The organism is Dietzia sp. PP-33 (genome assembly GCF_033790845.1).
In the GTDB taxonomy this organism is placed as follows: domain Bacteria; phylum Actinomycetota; class Actinomycetes; order Mycobacteriales; family Mycobacteriaceae; genus Dietzia.
Genome location: NZ_JAMYEI010000006.1, coordinates 101,809 through 116,341, shown reverse-complemented (window position 1 = coordinate 116,341; position 14,533 = coordinate 101,809). Strand labels below are relative to the sequence as shown.

Genomic DNA, 14,533 nt, shown 5'->3' with positions numbered 1-14,533 from the left:
CGGCACGAGAGGACGCATCGGGGATGACTGAGCCGATCCCGATCCCACCGGGTGGTGCGCGGGACGTCTTCGGGCCCAACCTGGACCGCGCCACCCGGTACGTCGAGATCCTCGCCACGGCAGGACTCGAGCGCGGTCTGATGGGTCCACGGGAGCGCCCACGACTGTGGGATCGGCACGTGCTCAACAGCGCCGCGGCGGCGGGAGGCTTCTCCGAGGGGGAGGCTGTGGTCGATATCGGGAGTGGGGCCGGGCTCCCGGGTGTGCCGTTGGCGCTCGCTCGCCCGGATCTGCGGATGACCCTGGTGGAGCCGCTTCTGCGCCGCGCGACCTTTCTGCAAGAGGTTGTCGATGAGTTGGGGATCGACATCCGTGTGATCCGGGGTCGCGCGGAGGAGAAGGCGGTCATCGCTGAGGCCGGCCGTGCCGATGTCGTGACCTCTCGGGCCGTGGCTCCTCTGGCAAAGCTCGCTGGGTGGTCCGCTCCCCTGCTCCGGCCCGGCGGTCGAATGGTGGCGTTGAAGGGTGCGTCCGCGTCCGAGGAAGTCGAGCGGGATGCCGGTGCGTTGCGAAAGCTCGGATTCGGCGAGGCTCGGGTGGAGGTGGTATCTGCACCGGACGCCGAGGAGACGAGGCTGGTGATCGCGACTCTCGGGACTAGGATGGGGTCTCGGGGCCCACGCTCTCGCGCCGGCGGACCGCGGCGTCGGTGAGGTGGGCCGGGATCGCCCCCGGTGATGTCGGTTTCACGTGAAACACTGACACCGCTGGCGACGAACAGCAGACCTGAGATTCTCCATCATGTATTCGAAAGGTGACGGATGTCCGAAGACGAGACCCCGATCTTCGCAGCCGCGAGGCAGGCGAACGAGGTACTCCACGGTGACGCGCTCGAGTTGCCCAGACCCACGTCCCCCCGGATCATCACGATCGCCAACCAGAAGGGCGGGGTCGGTAAGACCACCTCGACGGTCAATCTCGCTGCCGCATTGGCACTCGGGGGGCTCGGTGTCCTCGTGATCGACATGGACCCGCAGGGCAATGCGAGTACCGCACTCGGCGTCGATCACCGGGAGGGCACCCCGTCGAGCTATGAGCTCCTGATGTGGGAGAGCCCGCTCGAGGACCTGATGCAGAGCAGCCCCCACGGGGAGCACCTGTTCTGCATCCCGGCCACCATCGACCTGGCCGGCTCCGAGATCGAGCTGGTGGGCCTCGATCAACGTGAGCGCAGGCTCGCGGAGGTGCTCGCGATGGAGGATCTGCTGTCGTTGGGAATCGACTATGTGTTGATCGACTGCCCGCCTTCTCTGGGGCTCCTGACCGTCAACGCGATGGTGGCGGCAAGAGAGGTGCTGATCCCGATCCAGTGCGAGTACTACGCGCTGGAGGGTGTGGGCCAGTTGCTGCGCAACGTCGAGATGATCCAGCAGCACCTCAACAGGACTCTCGAGATCGCGACGATCATGCTGACGATGTACGACGGCCGGACCAAGCTCGCGGAGCAGGTCGCGGGAGAGGTGCGACGGCACTTCGGGGACACCGTTCTCCGGACCGTCATCCCCCGCAGCGTGAAGGTCTCGGAAGCCCCCGGGTACGGGATGACCATCCTGCAGTACGACGCGGGATCACGGGGAGCGCTGGCGTACCTCGATGCGGCGAAAGAACTCAACAGTCGCGCTGACCGTCTCGACGGCGCGATGCCGGACGATCGGGCGTCGACCGGCACGGAGGAGAGTCGATGAGTCAGCAACGCAAGGGCGGCCTCGGACGTGGGCTGGCTGCTCTCATCCCCACCGGTCCGGACGAGGGGCCACGGCTGGGCAACGATGCCGCTGATGTGATCCTGGGCCCACGGGGCGGCGGACCCAGGACCACTCCCCCTCGCCGGAGGACGGAATCGAGTGGGTCGGCCGGGCCGCCGCCGGAGACGGCGTCGGCCACACGGGGGCCCATAGACGAGACTCCTGCCAACGGCATGGACGAGGCGGAGGTTTCACGTGAAACCGAGGAGCTCGTCGACCCCGGAGCGGTCTACATGGAGATCGCTCCCTCTGCGATCGAGCCGAACCCCAAGCAGCCCCGCACGCACTTCGACGAAGAGGCGCTCGCCGAGCTCGCCCACTCGGTCAAGGAGTTCGGTCTGCTCCAACCGATCGTGGTCCGTGAGATCGCAGAGGGTCGCTATCAGCTCATCATGGGCGAACGCCGCTGGCGCGCGAGCCAGCGTGCGGAACTCCAGACGGTGCCCGCGATCGTGCGTCAGACCGACGATCAGGACCTGCTCCGGGATGCACTCCTGGAGAACATCCACCGGGTCCAACTGAACCCCCTCGAAGAAGCGGCGGCGTACCAGCAGCTGCTCGAGGAGTTCGGCGTGACGCAGGCCGAACTCGCCGCGCGGATCGGGAGGTCCCGCCCGGCCATCACCAACGCCATCCGTCTGATGCAGTTGCCGACCGCCGTACAGCGACGGGTCGCCGCAGGAGTGCTGTCCGCGGGACATGCCCGAGCCCTACTGGGACTCGAAGCGGGCGGGCAGGCCCAGGACGACCTCGCCGCGCGAATTGTGGCGGAGGGCATGTCGGTGCGGGCGACGGAGGAGATCGTCACCCTGGCCAACCGGGACGGGGACGAATCGAAGCGCAAGCCGCCCCCATCCCCCAGGGGTCGTCAACGCGATCCCGAGCTCGAGGCTGTGGCGGGCAGGTTGTCGGATCGGTTCGAGACCTCGGTCTCCGTGACGATGGGGCGGCGCAAGGGACGGATCACGATCGACGTGGGCGACACCGAGGACCTCCAGCGGGTGCTCTCGCTACTCGAGGGTGGGGCGACCGGTACGTCCCGATGATCTCGATCCGGCCACTAGACCTCACCGCCGTAGACGACCTTGGCCCCCGGGCCCGCAGGTGCGTGTACTGGCAGACGGATGGTCAGGACGGTCAGCCCGAACCGGGCGATCCCGAGTTCGAGAAGGAGGCGTGGATCTCGCACGTCTCCCTGGAGTGGGGAGTGTGTGGCCAGATCGCGAGATACGGCGATCGCTCGACCGGCGCCGCGTTCTATGCGCCCCCCGGGATGGTCCCCCGCGCCGCGTGCTTCCCCACGTCCCCGGTGGGTTCGGATGCCATCCTCCTCGCCGGAATGAGCGTCGAGCAGGGGGCTCCCGCCGGATCTCTGACATCCCTCCTCGACGCTGTCGTCGTCGATCTGCGTAGTCGCGGAATCAAGGCGGTCGAGGCGTTCGGGGTGACGTCCGGAGACACCGGGGACGTAATGTCACGTGACAGCTGCGGATCGGGCTCGTGTATCGCTCCGACGGGATTTCTCGTCGAGCACGGGTTCACGGTGGTGGCCGAGCACGAGACCCACCCGCGCCTGCGGCTGGACATCGAGAGCGAGCATCTCTGGAAGGCTGACGTGGAGAGGGCGCTCGACCAGCTCTTCGCGGAGCGTGGCTTCGCCACCCGCCGGCTCGGTGTGTTGTCCGGGGCGTCGGCGCGTGCCGGTGTCGCGTCCTTGCGAGCGACTACCGGGGTGGGAAGTCAGTCCCGCTGACGCTGCTCGTAGTCGATCAGGTCGTTGACGGACATCGAACCGGTGGGATGGTCGTCCTCGTCCAGAAGGTAGAGGCGCTTCACCCCCACCAGTATCGAGTCGATGATGGTGTCCTGGGCGGTCCGGTCCCCGAGGATACGTAGATCGCGGGCGTTGAAGGCGTATCCCAGAACGATCTGGATCGAGGGCATCCGGGTCATCCGCAGGAGTGGCCAGCTCCGACCGTGGGTCCGGCAGTCACGGAGGTCGGTACGACTGATGATCTCGCGCTGGATGAACCCGGACAGTGCCTCACCGAGCATCGACTCGGCACCGAGAGAGTTGCCGAAGTAGAACGTGGCGACCCCGTTGCCCACGGGGTTGGGATGACGGTCGAGCCGCAGCGAGATCATGAGGTCGGCGTTGAACGCGTTGGCGATCTCGGCCCGCTCGGGATCGGTCGGGATCATGGCCTCCGGCCGTGAGAGGTACACCTCGACCCCTGCCTGGTTCATCCGCTCGGACAACCGGCGGGTGATGTCCCACAGCAACTCGGCGTCCGTGATCGTCCCGAGTGGGGTGTCCATCCGGACCGGGTTCTCCGAACCGCTGGGACCGGGGTCCAGAACGATGCGCTTGCCGGCCAGCATGGGTCCGGAGGTCCGTGCCCGCTCCCGCTCGACGAGAGAGGACACGTCCCCGCCCTTGAACAGGGTCGAGAACCGGTCGAGGGTGTCGAGGGTCTCCGCGCCCACGACGCCGTCGGCGCGCAGCGCACAGTCGCGCTGGAAGTCCGTGGCGGCCGCGTGGGTCAGAGGGCCGAAGGTCCCGTCCACCAGACCCGCGTAGAACCCGAGTTCACCGAGCCGACGCTGGAACTGCGCGACATCGTCACCGGCCATCGGTCTGGAGACGATGTAGCTGAGGTCGCGGGTCCCCAGTACGTGCGTGGCGTCATGGAGCGCCGCCTGGGTCGACGGGCCCACGATGCCGTCCGAGATGAGTCCACGGGCCTGCTGGAAGGCCAGGACAGCGGTCTCGAGGTCGGCGTCGAAGACGGCATCGGTCCGGGCCAGGATCGACCCGGTCTGGGGCTCGGTGATCCCCACGGAATCGATGTGGTGCAACAGACCCATGCCCGCGAGGGTGGCCCGGATAGCGGCCACCTCGGGCCCACGGTCGCCACGTCGCCACGCCATGGTTCTCCTCCCGCTCCACTCGACTGCGTACTCGGATCGACCAGGTACCCGGATGAACTTACCGCCTCCGGCGCGGACATGCCGGGAGCGCACCCGAGGGGGGCGGGTCCCTAGAGGACGTCTCCGAGCTCGGTACGGAGGGCGGACTTGGACTTGGCACCGGTGATGCGCTTGACCGGCTGCCCCTCGGAGAAGAGCAGCAGCGCCGGGATGGCGGTGATCTGGTACTCGGCGGCGAGCTCCTGGTTGGCCTCGACGTCCACCTTGGCCACGGTGAGCTTGTCGGACTCCGCGCCGGCGAGCTCGTCCAGGACGGGTGCCATCATGGTGCACGGGCGGCACCAGGTGGCCCAGAAGTCCACCAGGACGGGCTTGGACCCGCTCGCCGCGAGGACTGCGTCGGCGAAGTCGGCCTCGGTCACGTCGATGATGTTCGGGGTGTTGGGAGCCATGGTGTCGGTCCTTTCGGGGTGGTGAGGGGTGTGTGGGGTGGGCGAGAGGATCAGGACTGCTCGGCCAACCAGCGCTCCGCGTCGATCGAGGCGGCGCAACCGGATCCTGCCGCGGTGATGGCCTGCCGGTAGCGGTGGTCCACGAGATCGCCGCAGGCGAAGACCCCCGGGATCGAGGTCGCGGTGGTCTGACCGGTCAGCACGTACCCGTCCTCGTCGACCTCGACCTGGTCCCGCACGAGCTCGGAGCGGGGGTCGTGCCCGATCGCGACGAACATCGCCGCCGTGTCCAGCTCACTGGTCTCGCCGGTGACCGTGTTGCGCAGGCGGAGCTTCTCCACCGAGCCGCTGGCTCCCGAGAGCACCTCGTCGACCGTGGTGTCGAGGATGAAGGAGATCTTCTCGTTCTCCTTGGCCCGCTCGAGCATGATCTTGGAGGCGCGGAACTCCTCGCGACGGTGCACGATGGTCACCGACGACCCGAACTTGGTGAGGAACGTGGCCTCCTCCATCGCCGAGTCCCCGCCACCCACCACGACGATCGGCTTGTCACGGAAGAAGAAGCCGTCGCAGGTGGCGCAGGAGCTCACACCGCGGCCGAGGTACTCCTGCTCACCGGGGACGCCGAGGTAGCGGGCCGCGGCGCCCATGGCGAGGATCACGGCGCGGGCGCGGTGTTCCTCCTCCCCCACCCGGACGATCTTGACCTCGCCGGCCAGGTCCATCGAGGTGACGTCCTCCATGCGGAGGTCGGCTCCGAAGCGCTCCGCCTGCTCCCGCATCTGCATCATCAGGTCCGGGCCCATCATCCCCTCGGCGAAACCCGGGAAGTTCTCCACCTCCGTGGTGGTCATGAGGGCGCCGCCGAACTGTGAACCCTCGAACACCACCGGCCGCAGCTCGGCCCGGGCGGAATAGATGGCGGCGGTGTACCCGGCCGGGCCGGATCCGACGATGATCACGTCGTGGAGGGTGTCGCTCATGGGTTCTTCAGGCTCCTTAGCGGGGATGACGCTGACTGAGAAGATCTGCGGATCTACTAAGGCGACAACACCCGGCGGGTCGGTGTTGTTCCCTCAGTCGGTGAGCGTCACACCCTCGAGGAGGACGCTGAGCTTGGCCCGACCGCGAGAACAGCGGCTCTTTATGGTGCCGGGCCGCACGTTGAGCAGGTGGCACGCCTCCGCCACCGTGCATCGCAACATGTCGACGACGACCACGGCGTCCCGTTGTTCTGTCGGCAGCTCGGCCAGGGCCTCGGCGACGATGATCGCGTAGGCGGGATCCTGGTAGAAGTGCTCGCGTAGCGAGACCTCCTCGTGGAGTCTGGGAGTGAGCTCGGTGTGGGTACGCAGGCGCTGCGATCGCATCTTGTCCAGGCAGGCGTTGACCACGATGCGGTAGAGCCAACCCTGGACGGGGCAGGCGTGGCGGAAGGTGTCGGCCTTCCGGTACGCCGCGATGAGCGCCTCCTGCAGGGCCTCGGCGGCGTCCTCGCGATTGAAGCTGGTGCGGATCGCCAGCCGCCACAGGTAGTCGTAGTGGCGCCGGACGAGAGCGGAGAACGCGTCCCGGTCGCCCGCGATGTGCGCGTCGAGCAGTTCGACGTCCGTGAGCGGGGACCCGGCGGTGAGCGGCGGGCGTTCCATGTCCGTGGCGTGGTCGTCGACGACACTGGTGTTCACGGGCGTCACGCTAACGCGCCCCGGTCCACCGTGGGGCTGTCACCTCGCCGGGCCGGGAACGGGCGCCCGGTGTCCGCCCGGGCGCGACGGTCCCCGGTCAGCGGAAGAGCTCGACCTCGGTGATCGACGCGTCGTAGGCCTCGGGTCCGGAGGTGCCCAGGCGGGTGATCCACACGATCACGTACGGGGACGCCGCGGGGTCGGAGATCGTCGCGGTTCCCGAGCCGTCGCGGACCGTCCCCTCGCCGAGCACCGTGGTGTCGTCCAGTGACTCCGGCGAGGCGCTGTCGGAGGAGCGGATCTCGAACTCCACGCCGTCGTCGTCCGAATACACCACCACCCGACGGGTCTCCTGCTCGCCGTCGAGGGACAACACCAGCCCCAACCCGGGTTTGTACGCGGCTCCGCTGTCCCCGAACTGGTTGCGGTAGGTGTCGGTGGACCACGCCGTCGACCTGTCCCCGTCGACGACGTCGGGCGCGCCGGCGGAGTTCTCGGCGACCCCCGGAGAATCCGCGGGCTGCCAGGAGACGACATCGGAGACGGAAATGGGCGTCGACGGCGCCTCGCGGGTCGGCTCGGGCGGCTCCTGCTCGGTCTCCGTCGATGCGGGCTCGGTCGCCGCGGCTGACCGGCTGGCCTGGGCGGCACGCTCGATCGCGTCCAGCTGCTGGGACAACGGCGTCTCGTCCCGACTGCCCGAGAGCGCGCCGAGCAACCACGCGGACAGCAGGGCCACCACCACCACCGCCGCGGCCCCCGTCCCGGCCATGATCTGCCAGCGTCGCTTCTGAGTGGCCTCGTCCGGCGGGGTGTACGGCGCGTCGTACGAGGATCCGTGGCTACCGCTGTGGGGCGAGCTGTGGGGCGCGCTGTGGGGCGCGCTGTGGGGCGCGCTGTGGGGCGCGCTGTGGGGCGCGGGGGCGGGGAGAACCGGCCCACCGACGCGGTCGGCGATCATCGACCGCACGGTGGCGGCCGAGCTCACCGTCGAGCCGTCGAGGGACCGCATGGCCAGCACGGCGGATTCGGGTGGGACCCCGGACCCGACGACAGTGGGGTCGAGCGGCTCGTCGTCGTCGTCCACCGGGGCGGCTGCGGGACGTCCGTCCCGTGGTTCGTGCAGCTGCGACCCCTCGGGCAGGGTCCCCGGCCACCTGCCGGTGAGGAGGGTGTAGAGGACCATCCCGAGTCCGCGCACGTCACTCCTGGTGTCGCGGTCCCCCGCGATGCCGGGGAACGCCAGCAGGGCGCGCCCGTCCTCGGTGACGCGGATCCGGTCCGGGGAATCCAGACCCAGGACGAGCCCGTTCTCGGCTGCCCGGGCGGCGGCGTCGGCCAGGCCCCACATCGCGGCCACGGCCGTCTCGGGATCGGGGTCGCCGGCGGCCGCGGCGAGGCTGCGCCCCGGGACCCATTCGCTCACCACGATGCCCCCGGCGCGGCCCCGGATGACGTCGAGGACGCGGGCGAGACCGTCCGAGTACACGCGGGTCAGGGCCACGGTGCGGTCGAGGACCCCGGTCGCCGACCCCGGGGGTTGTTCGCCGGGCAACGGGTCGACGAACGTCAGGGCGACCTCGCGGCCGAGTCGCTTGTCCCGGGCGCGCCAGAAGATCTGACCGGCGACGCCGCCGTGGGGTTCGAGGAGTTCGTAGCGCCCGCCGGAGACCAGGCCCCCGGCGGTCAGACGCGGTGGAGTCGGAAGGGATCCCTGTGCGGGAGCTCCGTTGCCATCGCCCACCCGTTGACCTCCTCGATGACGCGGTGGTCCACCAGATCGGACCGCTCCTGACTCCTTGATTGTACGGTTCCCCCGTCCCGGGACCCGACTATCGCCTCAGACGCCCCACGAGGCCGCGGACGACGGGCGCGACCGAGTCCAGTTCCGGCAGGCGTGACCGCGACAGGATCAGCCCGGTGACCACGAGGGTGATGATCGCGGCGATCGCGGCTCGGACCACGTAGCCGATGCTGCCGACGGCGTCCGTCAGTGCGTCCAGGGGGAGCAGAGTGTCGACGGCGAGCGCGACCAGTGCCCCGGCGACCGACGCGCCGAGTGTCCACACCGCCGACTTCGCTGTCTCCCGTCCGCGCAGGGAGCCGAGTCTCCGGTGCAGCAGCACGTATCCGGCGACCGCTCCCACGACCCAGCCGATCCCGTTGGCCAGGGCGAGGCCGATCACGACGTGCGATCGCTCCTCGGCGACCAACGGGACGATGAGCGACAGGACCACGCGGACGACGGTGATCGCGAGGATCATCACCGTGGGGGTCCAGTAGTCCTCGCGTGCGTAGAACACCCGCTGCTGCAGCAGGACCACGGCGTACGGGACCAGGGTGAACGCGCCGAAGGCCAGCGTGAGGCCGAGGATGTCGGCGTTCTGGGCGTCGAAGTTGCCGTAGCGGAACAGGCCCGTCGCGATCGTCGGGCCGAAGGCGGTCATGAAGGCGATGATCGGCAGCAGGCCGAACATGGACAGTCGGGTCCCCAGTGAGATGTCCCGTACGACCGCGTCCGTCCGCCCGGCGATCCCGTTGTCCGCCAACCGCGGGTTGATGGCCGTCAGGAGGGTGACACCGATGATCCCGTACGGCACCTGGAGCAGGAGCCAGTACGTGCCGTAGATGGCGATGGCGGCCTCGTCCGCCGCGGAGCCGATCCGGTTGGTCATGACCAGACCGATCTGTGAGATGAAGACGTAGGCCAGCCCGGCGAGGGCGTTGCCGCCGAACTGCCTGATCCGGGGGTCCAGGCCCCACTGCGGGCGCAGGACCACGCCCGCACGGCGCAACGCGGGCAGGAGGACCGCGGCCTGGACCACCACGCCGAGGGTCGTGCCCAGGCCGAGCAGCAGGATCGGGGTGCTGAGCAGGTTGACCGGGGCATCGGGATCGATGCCGCTACCGACTACCGCGAACAGGGCGAGGGTCGCGATGGCGACGAGGTTGTTCCACACCGGGGCCCACGCGCCGGGTCGGAAGATCCCGTTGTAGTTGAGCACCGCGAGCATGACGGAGAAGACACCGTAGAAGAAGATCTGCGGTAGCAGCAGGAAGGCGAAGGCCGTGGCCAGGTCCGTGTTGACCTCGCCGTCGCCGAGGTTGAGTTCGGTCAGGAGGGGTGCGCAGGCCACCGCCACCACCGCCGCGACCAGTGCCAACACCGACGTGGCCGTGAGCAGGCGCCGGATGAACGACACCCCCCCGTCCGGGTCCTCCTGGGCGGCCCGCGCGAGCAGGGGCATGAACATGGCGGTGAGCACCGATCCCAGGACGAGCTCGGTGATCATGTTGGGAAGCGTGTTGGCGGTGTTGAACGCCGAGGCCACGGCGGGGCCGAGAATGGTGAGGATGAGGATCATCCGGACGAAACCGGTGATCCGGCTGGCGAGGTTGGCCACGGCCATCGACCCCGTGGACCGCATCACCGACGCGTCCGAGGAGTCCCGGGTGGTGGAGCCGGTCCCCCCTCCCCGGACCGCAGGGTCGACCGCGACCGGAACCATCGGTTGGACGACCGAGTCCGGCGCGAACGAGTCGGCGACCGGCGGCGGCGAGACGGGGCCGGTCGAGACGCAGCTGCCCGACTCGCGCCTGCGGCCCCGCAACCCGGGGTCCGGTGTGCGCAGCTCGGGTTCGCGAGAACCCTGCTCGTCGTTCACGGTCGGTGCCCTTCGTCCGCGGGGTCGAGGATGCCCCGACGGTAGCGCAGGTACCGACGGCCCCCCAGGACGAGGGCGAGGGCCGCCGCGGCGATCGCGAAACCCTGCGCGACCGGATACCCGCCCGACTGCACCGACAGTTCGACCGGGTCGGACAGCGGCGTCCCCCCGGGCCCGTGGAGGGCGAAGGTCACGGTGTGCCGGACCCCGCCCTCGGAGTCGGACTGCGTGGGCACCTGGAGGGTGCGGGAACCCGCTGCCGGGATCTGGATGAGGCCGACCGGGTCGACCCGGATGTCTGCGGGAGCGGTGACCTTGACGTCGACGCGGACGGGGAACGGCAGCGCGTTGCGGGTCACCAGCATGAGCGGGCTGTTGGGGCTGGCCATGGTGAACACGCTGCCGGGGGTCAGCAGATCGACGCGCGCGAGCGATGCGGACACCGTCTCGCCGAGTCGCTCCAGCCGGGTCGCGGAGCGCACCCGTGCGGCCGCACCGGTCCCGGAGTCGAGCGTGGCACCGTCGCCGCCGGCGCGTCGACCGGTCTCCGAGATCACCCGTAGGGCGTCACCGACCAGCGGTTCGATGTGTGCGGCCGCCTCGACCGAGGTCGGGTCGGAGGTGTCCACCAGGGACCGGAGGGTGGCCGTCCCCTCGAGGGCCGCCGTCAGGCGCCCGACGGTGTCTCCCCCGGGGTCGCCCGCCAGCGGATCCACCAACCCGGGGTCCGCCGCGCCGGTGGGGAACTCGGCCAGGCTCCCCTCGGGGATCGTGACGGGGCCGGCCAGCCGATCGGTCAGCGGAACCGCCTGCATGCGGCCGGCGGAGAGCTGGGTGCCGAGTGACTCGAGGAGGGAGCTCGCGGCCTGCTCGTCGACTGTCCAGACCTGGGGTGGGACGGCGAGGACCCCCTGGTCGGCGGAGGTTGCCACGCGGGGGTCGGCAGCACCGTCGGGGCCCGGTTGTGGCGAGGCGGTGGTGGCGGTCGGCGCCGTCGCGGCCACGTCCGCGGCGTCGATCAGCGGGGCCAGGAGGGCGGCACGGGCGTCCTGGAGGCGGGCGGCCGGGGAATCCGCGGCGAGCCAGTACCGGGTGTCCGGGTCCGAGTAGCGGGGGTTCTCCGGGATCTCACCGGTCGCGGCGAGTGCGGACCCGACGGTGGACGAATAGGTGAGCGCCCGTCCGTTGTCGGTCCCCGCGAGCCCGACGAGCCCGGCCGGTGGGACCTCCCCCGTGTCGGTCCGGGTGGACGGGGCGGCGACGATCGCCGTGTCGCCGGCACCGAGCAGCGACCGCGCGGTCGCGGGCGCCAGTGTGCCCGAGGCGGGGACGAGGACGTCGGAGACCGGGTCCACGTCGAGGACCCGCTCCACCGTGTCGGAGCGCTCGAGCGCCGCCGAGGTCAGCGTGGAGTCGCCGACGGCGGCGACCGTGTCGAGGTCGGCCTGCGCGGCCGGCAGGGCCACCACGCAGCCACCGTCGGCCAGGGTGCGCAGCTGGTCCAGCCAGCGGGAGGCGTCCTCGGCCACCCCCTCGGCCACACCCTGGTCCAGGGGAGCGGGCCGGGGCCCGTCCTCGATCCGGTCCCCGCCCGCCGCGCCGGCGCCGGGGCCGTCGTCCAGCACCACCGTCCGTCCGTCCGCGAGCTCGGCCACCGTCCCCAACAGGTCGGGGTCCACCCCCAGGCACGTGGCCCGGCGCAGCTCCTGACCCCCGGGGCCGTCGAAGGCGTCCGACGCCGCCCGGACCAGCCCGGTGAGCCTGCCCTCGTCGGAGAGATCGTCCAGCAGCGACCTGTCGGTCAGGGCCACCACCGGCTCCGGTCCGTACTCGCCGGGTACGAGGGCGATCCGCGAGGGGGCCGAGGCCAGGGGCCAGAGCACGGTCAGTGGTACGGGTGCCGGGCCCGGCCCGTCCGCCGGCGAGTCGGCGCCCGTCTCGTCGTCGTCGACACCCGGGAGCGGGGCGGGAGGTGGCGCCTCCAGGACGGGGAGCAGGGTGCGCGCGTCGTCGAGCCGCGCCGGCGACCCGCCCTCGGGGGTGCCGTTGACGTTGACCAGCACCGGGTAGACGCCCGGTTCGGTGAGCTGCAGGTCAGGGCCCGGTTTGCCGGGCACCTCGCGTGCCGGCATCGAGACCCGGTAGGGCACCGACTCACCGGGGGCGAGGGTGCCCGCCGCCCGCAGGAACTCGCCCTGGACGGGGAACGACGGTTCCGACCACACCAGGGGTTCGCGCACCGACTCCGCCCCGGCCGCCCGGGGGCCGCGTTGGAGGCGGACGTCCACGGACTCCAGTGTCAGGTCGCCGACGTTGGTGACCGTGCCCGACACGGTCACGGTGGGGACCCCGGCCTCGGTGCCGACGGCCACCTGCCCGCCGGCCCCGGTGCCGTCGAGGACCCGGGGCGTGATGTCGTCGATGGTGATCCGGGCGAGGGCGGGAGCCGGGTTCGGGATGTATCCCGCCGCGGTCGCCTGCTCCGGGGTGACCGCGCGGGCCGGCTGGACCCCCCACAGCGGGGCGGATGCGAGAGCGGCGCACACCGTCATCGGGACGACCGCCCGGACGAGCCGCCCACCCGGCCGCCGGTTCACGGCCGTGACTCCTCCGGACCGTCCCCGCGCGCGGGGTCCCGTCGGGGTCCGCTCGACGGCGCCCCGCCCGTTGATCTCCGGATCGGTTCGGGGCCGCCCGAGCGTCGGGACGGGTCGACCACCTGTGAGTTCTGTGGCACGGGCGACTCACCTGCCTTCTCGGCGCGCGCGAGGTCGGGCAGGAGGGTCCGTGCGGCCTCCACCAACCGACGTTCGTCCGGATAGGCCAGACGTTTGGGCAGCTGGTCGAACGCCACCCACGCGACCTCGGTGATCTCCGGGTCCTCGTCGCACAGATCGCCATGGTCGTAGCGGATGAGGTGGTGATGGACCGTCTTGTGGATGCGACGGCCCTCGGCGACGAACCAGTAGTCGATGGTCCCGAGCGGGGCGAGCACCGTGCCGTCGACTCCCGTCTCCTCGAGCACCTCGCGGCGAGCGGTCTCCTCCACGGTCTCGCCCGGCTCGATGTGCCCCTTGGGCATGGACCAGAGCATGCGGCCCCGCCGGTCGAGACGGCCGATCAGTGCCACCTCCAGACCAGACAGATCGGGTGCCGAACCCCCGCCGGCGGCCTGCGCCAGACCGCGGACGACCAGACCGCCCGCGGACGTCTCGAGCACCGTGCGCAGACGCTGTCCGTTCCGCGGGTGACGCGACCCCCCGCGACCACCCCGGGGGGTCTTGTTGCCGGACCCCTTCGCGCCGGACTTGCCGCCCGGCTTGGTGCCGCTCTTGGCGGCGTTCTTGGCTCCAGAGCCCGATCCCGCCCCGCTCTTGGCCGACGCCGCGGCGCGGGTGGTGCCCGCGGACGCGGCCTGGCCCGAGGAGGACCGGGACCTGTTCTGGTTGCGGGGATGGCGTGGGGACTGGCGTGCCGAGGTGGCGCCGGCGGTGCCGTCTCCGGACCTGACCGTCTGGGTGGCCTGCGTGGGGGCCCCGCCGTCCGTACCGGGGTTCTGCCGCTGGGCCTCGGTCGTCCTGCCCTGGCCGCCCCGCCGACCCCGGCCGCCACGGCGTCGGCGGCGCCCCTGACGGGCCTGGCCCTCACCGGTCTGGGTGGGCTTGCCGGACTGGGCGGGGTGCCCGGTCCGGTCGGACTGACCGGACTGACCGGACTGACCGGTTCGCTGGTTCTGGCCACCCTGGGGGTTCCGGCTGGCCTGGCTCTTTTTCTGCGCCTGCGTGGACCGCCCGCCGTCGGAACCCTGCCCGGCGCCGCGATCGGCGCTCTGACCAGTGGGATTGTGGGTGTTCACGGCGGATCCGGCGGGCCGACGTGCACGTCGACGCCGCGGCGGGTTGGCGCGCGGTTCGACGGGGCGTTCGGCTTCGGACACCCATTGATGCTACCGGCCGGTGTCGCGTGTTCCGTAAATCGTCGGCGTGCCGCCCGCG

General features: G+C 70.8%; 12 protein-coding genes. 4 read left to right on the top strand and 8 right to left on the bottom strand.

All coding sequences use genetic code 11. From position 1 onward, the window contains the following. Nucleotides 1-23 precede the first annotated feature (23 nt). The 4 genes from rsmG to NJE57_RS11870 all read left to right on the top strand — a co-directional run bounded on the left by rsmG (nucleotide 24) and on the right by NJE57_RS11870 (nucleotide 3,558). Nucleotides 24-713: a 16S rRNA (guanine(527)-N(7))-methyltransferase RsmG gene (gene rsmG / locus NJE57_RS11885; RefSeq protein WP_319028641.1), complete on the top strand. Its 690-nt coding sequence runs from the start codon at nucleotides 24-26 to the stop codon at nucleotides 711-713. 108 nt (nucleotides 714-821) lie between these two features. Then, the gene (locus tag NJE57_RS11880) at nucleotides 822-1,745 is read left to right on the top strand and encodes a ParA family protein (RefSeq protein WP_319028640.1); all 924 of its coding nucleotides are present in this window, start codon (nucleotides 822-824) and stop codon (nucleotides 1,743-1,745) included. Continuing rightward, nucleotides 1,742-2,851 carry a ParB/RepB/Spo0J family partition protein gene (locus tag NJE57_RS11875; protein WP_319028639.1) on the top strand — a complete coding sequence of 370 codons (1,110 nt, stop codon included), beginning with the start codon at nucleotides 1,742-1,744 and terminating at the stop codon, nucleotides 2,849-2,851. Before NJE57_RS11880 ends, NJE57_RS11875 begins: the two co-directional genes overlap by 4 nt. Beyond that, nucleotides 2,848-3,558 (top strand): hypothetical protein, encoded by a 711-nt coding sequence (locus tag NJE57_RS11870; RefSeq protein WP_319028638.1) that lies wholly within the window; start codon nucleotides 2,848-2,850, stop codon nucleotides 3,556-3,558. Before NJE57_RS11875 ends, NJE57_RS11870 begins: the two co-directional genes overlap by 4 nt. Here NJE57_RS11870 and NJE57_RS11865 read toward each other — a convergent pair. The 8 genes from NJE57_RS11865 to NJE57_RS11830 all read right to left on the bottom strand — a co-directional run bounded on the left by NJE57_RS11865 (nucleotide 3,546) and on the right by NJE57_RS11830 (nucleotide 14,475). Next, nucleotides 3,546-4,736 carry an N-acetylmuramoyl-L-alanine amidase gene (locus NJE57_RS11865; RefSeq protein ID WP_319028637.1) on the bottom strand — a complete coding sequence of 397 codons (1,191 nt, stop codon included), beginning with the start codon at nucleotides 4,734-4,736 and terminating at the stop codon, nucleotides 3,546-3,548. The genes NJE57_RS11870 and NJE57_RS11865 overlap by 13 nt on opposite strands. A gap of 110 nt (nucleotides 4,737-4,846) precedes the next feature. After that, on the bottom strand, nucleotides 4,847-5,188 hold the full coding sequence (gene trxA, locus NJE57_RS11860) for a thioredoxin (RefSeq protein WP_319028636.1): 342 nt from the start codon (nucleotides 5,186-5,188) through the stop codon (nucleotides 4,847-4,849). 50 nt (nucleotides 5,189-5,238) lie between these two features. After that, nucleotides 5,239-6,171, bottom strand: a complete 933-nt coding sequence (gene trxB / locus NJE57_RS11855; RefSeq protein ID WP_319028635.1) for a thioredoxin-disulfide reductase — start codon at nucleotides 6,169-6,171, stop codon at nucleotides 5,239-5,241. A 93-nt stretch (nucleotides 6,172-6,264) separates the two neighbouring features. Next, on the bottom strand, nucleotides 6,265-6,873 hold the full coding sequence (sigM, locus tag NJE57_RS11850) for an RNA polymerase sigma factor SigM (RefSeq protein WP_319028633.1): 609 nt from the start codon (nucleotides 6,871-6,873) through the stop codon (nucleotides 6,265-6,267). A 97-nt stretch (nucleotides 6,874-6,970) separates the two neighbouring features. Further along, nucleotides 6,971-8,617 (bottom strand): protein kinase family protein, encoded by a 1,647-nt coding sequence (locus NJE57_RS11845; protein ID WP_319028632.1) that lies wholly within the window; start codon nucleotides 8,615-8,617, stop codon nucleotides 6,971-6,973. Nucleotides 8,618-8,705: 88 nt separating this feature from the next. Beyond that, nucleotides 8,706-10,538, bottom strand: coding sequence for a murein biosynthesis integral membrane protein MurJ (gene murJ / locus NJE57_RS11840; protein ID WP_319028631.1), 1,833 nt, complete (start codon nucleotides 10,536-10,538; stop codon nucleotides 8,706-8,708). Beyond that, a complete protein-coding gene (locus tag NJE57_RS11835) occupies nucleotides 10,535-13,135 on the bottom strand; it encodes a hypothetical protein (RefSeq protein WP_319028630.1) in 2,601 nt (866 codons plus the stop codon). The genes murJ and NJE57_RS11835 overlap by 4 nt, the downstream gene beginning before the upstream one ends. Continuing rightward, a complete protein-coding gene (locus tag NJE57_RS11830; protein WP_319028629.1) occupies nucleotides 13,132-14,475 on the bottom strand; it encodes an NUDIX hydrolase in 1,344 nt (447 codons plus the stop codon). The genes NJE57_RS11835 and NJE57_RS11830 overlap by 4 nt, the downstream gene beginning before the upstream one ends. Between the last annotated feature and the right edge of the window lie 58 nt (nucleotides 14,476-14,533).

Coding starts and splice junctions, on each gene's coding strand:
- trxA (WP_319028636.1), bottom strand. CDS start 5,188: ATGGCTCCCAACACCCCGAACATCATCGACGTGACCGAGGCCGACTTC.
- trxB (WP_319028635.1), bottom strand. CDS start 6,171: ATGAGCGACACCCTCCACGACGTGATCATCGTCGGATCCGGCCCGGCC.
- NJE57_RS11880 (WP_319028640.1), top strand. CDS start 822: ATGTCCGAAGACGAGACCCCGATCTTCGCAGCCGCGAGGCAGGCGAAC.
- NJE57_RS11875 (WP_319028639.1), top strand. CDS start 1,742: ATGAGTCAGCAACGCAAGGGCGGCCTCGGACGTGGGCTGGCTGCTCTC.
- rsmG (WP_319028641.1), top strand. CDS start 24: ATGACTGAGCCGATCCCGATCCCACCGGGTGGTGCGCGGGACGTCTTC.
- NJE57_RS11870 (WP_319028638.1), top strand. CDS start 2,848: ATGATCTCGATCCGGCCACTAGACCTCACCGCCGTAGACGACCTTGGC.
- NJE57_RS11865 (WP_319028637.1), bottom strand. CDS start 4,736: ATGGCGTGGCGACGTGGCGACCGTGGGCCCGAGGTGGCCGCTATCCGG.